The sequence below is a fragment of the Streptomyces sp. NPDC111744 genome, assembly GCF_055634995.1.
Map to the genome: position 1 here is coordinate 124896 of NZ_JBVKCG010000023.1, position 7641 is coordinate 132536.

The 7641-nt window shown below is 73.2% G+C and carries 4 protein-coding genes and 3 pseudogenes; 5 read left to right on the forward strand and 2 right to left on the reverse strand.

What is annotated here, in order from left to right; all coding sequences use genetic code 11:
• Window positions 1-47: 47 nt before the first annotated feature.
• The 3 genes and pseudogenes from ACZ7OO_RS35940 to ACZ7OO_RS35950 form a co-directional block, all read left to right on the forward strand.
• The gene (locus tag ACZ7OO_RS35940; protein ID WP_471511471.1) at window positions 48-1487 is read left to right on the forward strand and encodes an FGGY family carbohydrate kinase; all 1440 of its coding nucleotides are present in this window, start codon (window positions 48-50) and stop codon (window positions 1485-1487) included.
• Complete coding sequence (locus ACZ7OO_RS35945; protein WP_471511473.1) at window positions 1484-2869, forward strand: FAD-dependent oxidoreductase; 1386 nt, start codon at window positions 1484-1486, stop codon at window positions 2867-2869. Before ACZ7OO_RS35940 ends, ACZ7OO_RS35945 begins: the two co-directional genes overlap by 4 nt.
• Window positions 2866-3774: pseudogene (locus tag ACZ7OO_RS35950) on the forward strand (FAD-dependent oxidoreductase); the annotation flags it as partial. The gene ACZ7OO_RS35945 and the pseudogene ACZ7OO_RS35950, both read left to right, overlap by 4 nt.
• A 1-nt stretch (window position 3775) precedes the next feature.
• Here the strand turns inward: ACZ7OO_RS35950 and ACZ7OO_RS35955 are convergent.
• Window positions 3776-4540, reverse strand: a complete 765-nt coding sequence (locus ACZ7OO_RS35955) for a crotonase/enoyl-CoA hydratase family protein (RefSeq protein ID WP_471511475.1) — start codon at window positions 4538-4540, stop codon at window positions 3776-3778.
• Window positions 4541-4668: 128 nt separating this feature from the next.
• On the opposite strand from ACZ7OO_RS35955, the pseudogene ACZ7OO_RS35960 reads away from it, so the two are divergent.
• A pseudogene (locus tag ACZ7OO_RS35960) lies at window positions 4669-4869 on the forward strand (hypothetical protein); the annotation flags it as partial.
• 9 nt (window positions 4870-4878) lie between these two features.
• Here the strand turns inward: ACZ7OO_RS35960 and ACZ7OO_RS35965 are convergent.
• Window positions 4879-5862, reverse strand: coding sequence for a lysylphosphatidylglycerol synthase transmembrane domain-containing protein (locus ACZ7OO_RS35965; protein WP_471511477.1), 984 nt, complete (start codon window positions 5860-5862; stop codon window positions 4879-4881).
• A gap of 213 nt (window positions 5863-6075) precedes the next feature.
• Here ACZ7OO_RS35965 and ACZ7OO_RS35970 point away from each other — a divergent pair.
• Window positions 6076-7548: pseudogene (locus tag ACZ7OO_RS35970) on the forward strand (ABC transporter ATP-binding protein); the annotation flags it as partial.
• Window positions 7549-7641 lie beyond the last annotated feature (93 nt).

The window sequence follows — 7641 nt, forward strand, 5'->3', positions numbered from 1 at the left end:
TGCCGCACGGCGGCAGGCTGTCGCGCAGTGATCGCCAGGGAGGCTCGATGACAGGTCCGGTGCTCGCCGTCGACCAGGGGACGTCCGGCACCAAGGCCCTGGTGATCTGCCCCGAACGGGGCGTCATCGGCACCGGCTTCGTCGCCATACGGCCCCGGCACCTGCCCGGCGGCCTGGTGGAGGCTGACCCCGAGGAGCTCTACGACTCGGTGCTCGTCGCCGGCCGCCGAGCGCTCGCCGAAGCCGGCGAACCGGTCACCGCGCTGGGCCTGGCCAACCAGGGCGAGACCGTCCTGGCCTGGGACCCCGGCACCGGGCGCCCGCTCACCACCGCGATCGTCTGGCAGGACCGCCGGGCCGAGACCGTCTGCGCCGAACTCACCGAACACGCCGATGAGTTGAGGGCACTCACCGGACTGCCCCTCGACCCCTATTTCGCCGCGCCCAAGATGGCCTGGATCCGCCGCCACCTCACCACCGAGGGAGTCGTCACCACCACCGACGCCTGGCTGGTCCACCGGCTCACCGGCGCCTATGTCACCGACGCCGCCACCGCCGGCCGCACCCAACTCCTCGATCTGGACCGGGTGCGGTGGTCGCCCCGCGCGCTCGACCTCTACGGGCTGGCCGCCGAACGCCTCCCCGAGATCGTCGACAACTGCCAACTCGTCGGTACCACGGACGAGTTCGGGCGTGAGATCCCGCTCACCGGACTCGCCGTGGACCAGCAGGCCGCCCTCCTCGCCCAGCGGATCACCGGTCCCGGTGGCGCCAAGTGCACCTACGGCACCGGGGCGTTCCTGCTCGCGCACACCGGCGACACCCCTCGGCACAGCACCTCCGGCCTGGTCAGCTGTGTCGCCTGGCGCCTCGCCGGAGAGACCGGTTACTGCCTGGAGGGCCAGGTGTACACGGCCGCCTCCGCAGTACGGTGGCTCACCGACCTCGGTGTGATCTCCGGTGCCGCCGACCTCGACCGGGTCGGCGGCACCGTCCCCGACACCGGCGGGGTCACCTTCGTCCCCGCGCTGGCCGGGCTCGCCGCTCCCTGGTGGCGCGGTGACCTGCGCGGCTCGCTCACCGGGCTCGGCCTCGACACCGGCCCCGGGCATCTGGTGCGCGCCCTGTGCGAGGGCCTCGCCGCTCAGGTGGTGGAGCTCGCCGAAGCCACCGAGACCGACCTCGGCGCACCGCTGACCGCGCTGCGCGTCGACGGCGGACTCACCCGCTCGGCCCTGCTCATGCAGACCCAGGCCGATCTGCTGCAACGCCCGGTCGAGGTGTCCACGCTGCCCGACGCCACCGCCCTCGGGGTGGGCGCCCTGGCCTACCTCGGCACCGACCCCACCGACTTCCTGCCGGACGGCAGACCGTCCGCCGTCTACGAGCCGCGCATCTCACCGGGCGAAGCCGCCGACCGCCGGGGCGCCTTCCGGGCGGCCGTCGCCGCGTTGCTCGGATGCGCCGGAGCCGGAGCGCCCGGGTGACGGTCACCGCCGAAGGCCCGCTGCCCTCCGTCCCCTACGACGTGACGGTCGTCGGCGCCGGAGTCGTCGGCAGCGCGATCGCCCGCGAACTGGCCCGGCACCCGCACCTCAAGGTCGCCCTGGCGGAGGCCCAGGACGACGTCGGTCAGGGCACCTCGAAGGCCAACACCGCCATCCTGCACACCGGTTTCGACACTCACCCCGGCACCCTGGAGTCCCGCCTGGTGCGTGCGGGCTCCCGGCTTCTCGCCGCGTACGCCGCCGAGTCCGGCATTCCGGTCGAACCGGTCGGCGCCCTGCTGGTGGCCTGGGACGAGGAGCAGCTGTCCGCCCTGCCGGGCCTCGCCCGGCAGGCCGTACGCAACGACCACCACGACACCCGCCTGTTGACCGCCGCCGAGCTGTACTCCCGCGAACCCCACCTCGGCCCCGGCGCGCTCGGCGCCCTGCACGTACCCGGCGAGAGCATCATCTGCCCCTGGAGCACGACCCTGGCCTACGCCACCCAGGCCGTGCGGGGCGGCGTCGACCTCCACCTCAACTCCCGCGTGGCACAGGTGAGCCGGCACGACGGCGTCCACACCCTGACCACCGCGCGCGGCCCCCTCCACACCCGCCACCTCGTCAACGCGGCCGGTCTGCACGCCGACACCCTCGACCGTCTCCTAGGTCACCGCGCCTTCACCGTCACCCCGCGCCGGGGCCAGCTGATCGTCTACGACAAGTTCGCCCGCGACCTCGTCCGGCACATCCTGCTGCCGGTCCCCACCGCCCTCGGCAAGGGCGTCCTGGTCGCCCCCACGGTCTACGGCAACGTCCTGCTGGGTCCCACCGCCGAGGACCTGGACGACAGGAGCGCCACCAAGTCGACCGCCGAGGGGCTGGCGGCGCTGCGCGAGAAGGGCCGCCGGATCCTGCCCGCGCTCCTCGACGAGGAGGTCACCGCCGTCTACGCCGGTCTGCGCGCGGCCACCGAGCACGACGACTACCGTATCTCCGCCCACCCGGAACAGGCCTGTGTCACCGTCGGCGGCATCCGTTCCACGGGCCTCACCGCCTCGCTCGCCATCGCCGCCCATGTCACCGGTCTGCTGCGGGACTCGGGTCTTGACCTGAAGGACCCCGTCGACCTGGAGCCGGTCCGGATGCCGAACCTCGGCGAGGCCTTCCCCCGCCCCTACCGGCAGGGCGGAGATGTCATCGTCTGCCACTGCGAGCGCGTGACCCTCGGCGAGATCCGTGACGCCCTCGCCAGCACGATCCCGCCGCGCGGCCTGGCGGGGCTGCGCCGCCGTACCCGGGCCGGGTCGGGCCGTTGCCAGGGCTTCCACTGCGGGGCCGCCGTACGCGACCTGTTCGAGAGGGCCGGGCGCACCCGATGACCGTCGAAACCCAGGTCGATGTCCTGGTCGTCGGTGCAGGTCCAGCCGGTCTCGCGGCCGCCGCCCGGCTCGCGGTCGCCGGGGCGGGTCGGGTGGCGGTGCTGGAGCGGGATCAGGAGGCCGGGGGAGCGGCACGGCACTGCGCCCACGGCGGATTCGGCACCTGGACCCGGCCGTTGACCGGCCCCGCGTACACCCGCCTGCTCGTCGAGGCGGCCGCGCGGGCGGGAGCGGTGGTCCGTACCGGAGTCACCGCCCTGGACTGGACCGGGCCGCTCTCCCTGGCCACCGTGAGCGAGCGGGGCGCCGAGACGGTCACCGCACGGGCCGTGGTGCTCGCCACCGGCGCCCGGGAACGGCCCCGCACAGCTCGGCTGATCCCGGGCACCCGGCCGGCCGGGGTCTACACCGGAGGAGAACTGCGGCAGGCGGTGCACCGCTACCGGCAGTCGATCGGCGGGCGGGCGGTGGTGGTGGGGGCCGAGGACGTGTCGTACGCGGCCGCCGGGACGGTACGGGCCGCCGGCGCCGCGGTCGTCGCGATGGTCACCGACCGGCCGAGCGCCGCTTCCGCCCGTGCCCTGGACACCCGGCTCCGCTCCCGGATCCCGCTGCTCACCGGTACGACGGTCACCGAGATCCTGGGCCATGGACGGCTGTCCGGCGTCCGTATCCGGCACCTCGACGGGCGTACGGGCGTCCTGTCCTGTGACACGGTCGTCTTCACCGGGGACTTCGTCGCCGAGAACGAACTCGCCCGCCGGGCCCGGATCACCCTCGCCGACGGGCCGTACACCGACCGCCCGGGTGTCTTCGCTGTCGGCGGCCTGCTCCATCCGGGCCAGGACGCCCGGTCTGCGGCCCGGGAGGGGGTCCAGGCCGGCAGTGCGGTGCTGGAGTGGCTGGTCAGTCGCCCGTGAAGGACCCGTGCCGGCCCGCTCCCGCCGCGAAGCGCGCCGCCCCTTGCAGACCTTCCGCCAACACGGCCAGGCCATGGCGGACCTCACCGAGCATCGCCGTCGGTTCGTCCAGCCCCTCCTGGTCCAGCACCGACGCCCGGTCGCTGCGGAGACACGCCTGCGGGAATGCGGCGATGGACGCGGCCAGTTCCTCCGCCGCCTCGCGGGAGCGGCCCGGCGGGACCAGGCGGTTGGCCAGGCCCATCCCGTAGGCCTCCGGGGCCGGGACCGGGCGGCCGGTCAGGATCAGGTCCATGGCCCGGGCGGTGCCGATCAGCCGGGGGAGCCTTACCGTGCCACCGTCGATCAGCGGTACGCCCCAGCGGCGGCAGAAGACGCCGAACACCGCGTCCTCCTCGGCGACGCGCAGATCGCACCACAGGGCCAGTTCCAGGCCCCCCGCCACCGCGTGCCCGGCGACCGCCGCGATCACCGGCTTGGACAGCCGCAGCCGGGTCGGGCCCATCGGGCCGTCGCCGTCCTCCGCCACCCGGTTGCCGCGCTCGCCGCCCATCGCCTTCAGGTCCGCGCCCGCGCAGAACGTGCCGCCCTCACCCCACAGCACCGCCACCCGGGCCGCGTCGTCCGCCTCGAACTCCAGGAAGGCGGCGACCAGTTCCGTCGCCGTCGGCCCGTCCACCGCGTTGCGCAGCTCGGGCCGGGAGAGGACGACCGTGGTGACAGGACCCTTGCGTTCCAGGCGGACCGGCATGCGTTTCCTTCCGTCGGGGGGCCATCCGGGTTGTGAACAGGTGGGGATCGACAGTACGTGAGCGCGTTCACGGGCGGTGGCGGGCGCACGTGCCGGGTTGAGAACGAAGGTTCTTGTCTCGAATGCGCGATCGTTACGGGCATCGGACCGTCCGGGCCCGACCGGGTACCCCGGGGCGTGAGGGACACCGCCCCCGCGTCCCCGGACCACGGACACGATCCGTCGGCGCCGGACGCGGAGCGAAGGCGGTCGACCAGAACGCCCAACACCGTCCGGGGCGCTCGGCTGAGCACGAATCCTGGCAACAGGACTCACTCCCACTCAGTCTCCAGGAACGGTCAGATGACCTTCAGTCGCACCAGCGCTCCCAGTGTCAGCGCTCCCGGCAGCAACGGCACCCACACGGTGATGATCCGGTACGCGAGGACGACGGCCGTGGCGACCGCCACCGGGCCGCCCGCGGCCACCAGCGCCACGATCAGCGCCGCCTCCACGGAACCCAGACCGCCCGGAGTGGGGATCAGGGCGACCGCGACCGTGGCCGCCAGGTACGCCAGCGCCATGTGCGCGGGCGGCACCGGAAGGCCAAGTGCCTGCCCCACCGCCACCAGACCGGCCGCCTGGAGTGCGGGGAAGGCGAGCGAGCCGCCCCACAGCGCCAGCGCCCGGGACGGACGTGTGTGCACCGAGCGGGCCTCGCTCAGGGCGGAGCGCACGAAGCGGAACAGGGGCTCGCGCACCCGTCGTACGAGGAACAGCGCGGTCAGCGCCACGGCCACCAGCCCGCCGGCGATGGCCAGGACAGGTCCGACCGTCCCGTCGGGGAGGAGGCTGCCCAGATGCAGCGCGTCCGGGAAGGCCACGAAGAACACGGCCATCAGGCCCACCCGGGCCACCGACTCGGCGAGCAGGTACAGGGCGAGCGCGGCCGAGGAGGTGGCGAGCGGCACCCCGCACACGGTCATGAACCGCAGGTTGACCGCGCCCGAGCCCAGACCCGTGGGCAGCAGGTGGTTGGCCGATCCGGCCGCGAGCTGGGTCGCCAGCAACCGCCAGCGGGGCAGCTGCTGGACCACGGCGCCCTGCCGGGTGAAGGCCGCGGCCACCCAGGTCAGACAGGTGGCGGCGCCCGCCGCCAGCAGCCAGGGCCAGGAGGCGTCACGGAGGTGGCCGAAACCCTCGACGAGGACCGACCAGTGCTGCACCGCGATGACCGCCACCAGCAGGAGCGGAATCAGGGTGAGGACGGGCCGCCAGGGGATACGGCGGGCCAGTCGGGGGAGACGGCCCTCACGGAAGCCGGGGAATCTTACCGCTGTCACACCGGGAGAGGTTCTCCGCGCCGCGCCAACTGCGGGTGGCGAAAGAGGAGACACCGGATGACGGACGGGAAGCGGCTGAGGGGGGAGGCTCATCTGGGCTTTCGCGGAGCCGGGCGGGGCCTTCGGGAGGCTCATCGGATCCTTCGTACGGGGGGTCGGCGGGCGGACATTGACCTCAACGAAGCTTGAGGTCCTACGTTCTCTCCCATGAGTATGGAGACCACCGCCTGGACGCAGCTGCACAGCGTGATGACCGCCCAGCAGGAGCGGCGCCCGTTCGACCGGGCCACGCTGCGTCGTATCGCCGTTTTCGCCCGCCCGCACCGGGGCGGCATAGTCCGTTTCGTCCTGCTCGGGGTGGTGACGGCCCTGCTCGCCGTCGCGACCCCCGTGCTGGCCGGCCATGTCGTCGACGCGATCGTGTCGGGGCACGACACCGGCACGATCGTAAGGCTGTCGCTGCTGATCGCGGGTGTCGCGGTCGCGGAGGCGGCGCTCGGGGTGTTCGGGCGGCGGCTCTCGGCGACGCTCGGGGAGGGACTCATCCTCGATCTGCGAACGGCTGTGTTCGATCATGTGCAGCGCATGCCCGTCGCGTTCTTCACGCGTACTCGTACGGGAGCGCTGGTCAGTCGTCTCAACAACGACGTGATCGGCGCCCAGCGTGCCTTCGCCAACACCCTCTCCGGCGTGGTCAGCAACCTGGTCACGCTGCTGCTCACGCTCGCGGTCATGCTCACCCTGTCCTGGCAGATCACCCTGCTCGCGCTGGTGCTGCTGCCGGTGTTCGTGGTGCCCGCCCGCCGGATGGGCGGCCGGATGGCCCGGATGCAGCGCGAGGCCGCCGCGCTCAACGCGGCCATGGGCACCCGCATGACCGAGCGCTTCTCCGCACCCGGCGCCACCCTGATCAAGCTGTTCGGCCGCCCCGAGGAGGAGTCCGCGGAGTTCACGGCACGTGCCGCCCGGGTCCGGGACATCGGGGTGCGCACCGCCACCGCCCAGTCGGTGTTCATGACCGCCCTCACCCTGGTCTCCTCGCTGGCCCTCGCCCTGGTCTACGGTCTCGGCGGCTGGTTCGCGCTGCGCGGCAGCCTGGAGCCCGGCGCCGTCGTCTCCCTCGCCCTGCTGCTGACCCGGCTGTACGCCCCGCTCACCTCCCTCGCCGGGGCCCGTGTCGAGGTGATGAGCGCGCTGGTCAGTTTCGAGCGGGTCTTCGAGGTCCTCGACCTGAAACCCCTGATCGAGGAGAAGCCGGACGCCCGCGAGGTGCCCGAGGGCCCGGTGGCCGTCGAGTTCGAGGACGTCCGCTTCGCCTACCCGGCCGCCGACCAGGTCTCCCTCGCGTCACTCGAAGAGGTCGCGACCCTGGACGGCCGCGGCGGCGCCGAGGTCCTGCACGGCATCTCCTTCCGCGCCGAACCCGGCCAGACCGTCGCCCTGGTCGGCTCCTCCGGCGCCGGCAAGTCCACCATCGCCCAGCTGCTCCCGCGCCTGTACGACGTCGACGGCGGCGCCGTGCGCATCGGCGGCGTCGACGTCCGCGACCTGACCGCCCGCTCCCTGCGCGCCACCCTCGGCATGGTCACCCAGGACGGCCACCTCTTCCACGACACCGTCCGCGCCAACCTGCTGCTCGCCCGGCCGGACGCCACCGACGAGGAGTTGTGGGACGCCCTCGGCCGGGATCTGGCACAAGTTCCGTGAGCCGGTCACGCGTTGTAGTTGTTGATCTTCTTGCGGTGGGTGCGGAAGTCGCCTTGAAATCGTTCCTCGTGT

Coding starts and splice junctions, on each gene's coding strand:
- ACZ7OO_RS35940 (WP_471511471.1), top strand. CDS start 48: ATGACAGGTCCGGTGCTCGCCGTCGACCAGGGGACGTCCGGCACCAAG.
- ACZ7OO_RS35955 (WP_471511475.1), bottom strand. CDS start 4,540: ATGCCGGTCCGCCTGGAACGCAAGGGTCCTGTCACCACGGTCGTCCTC.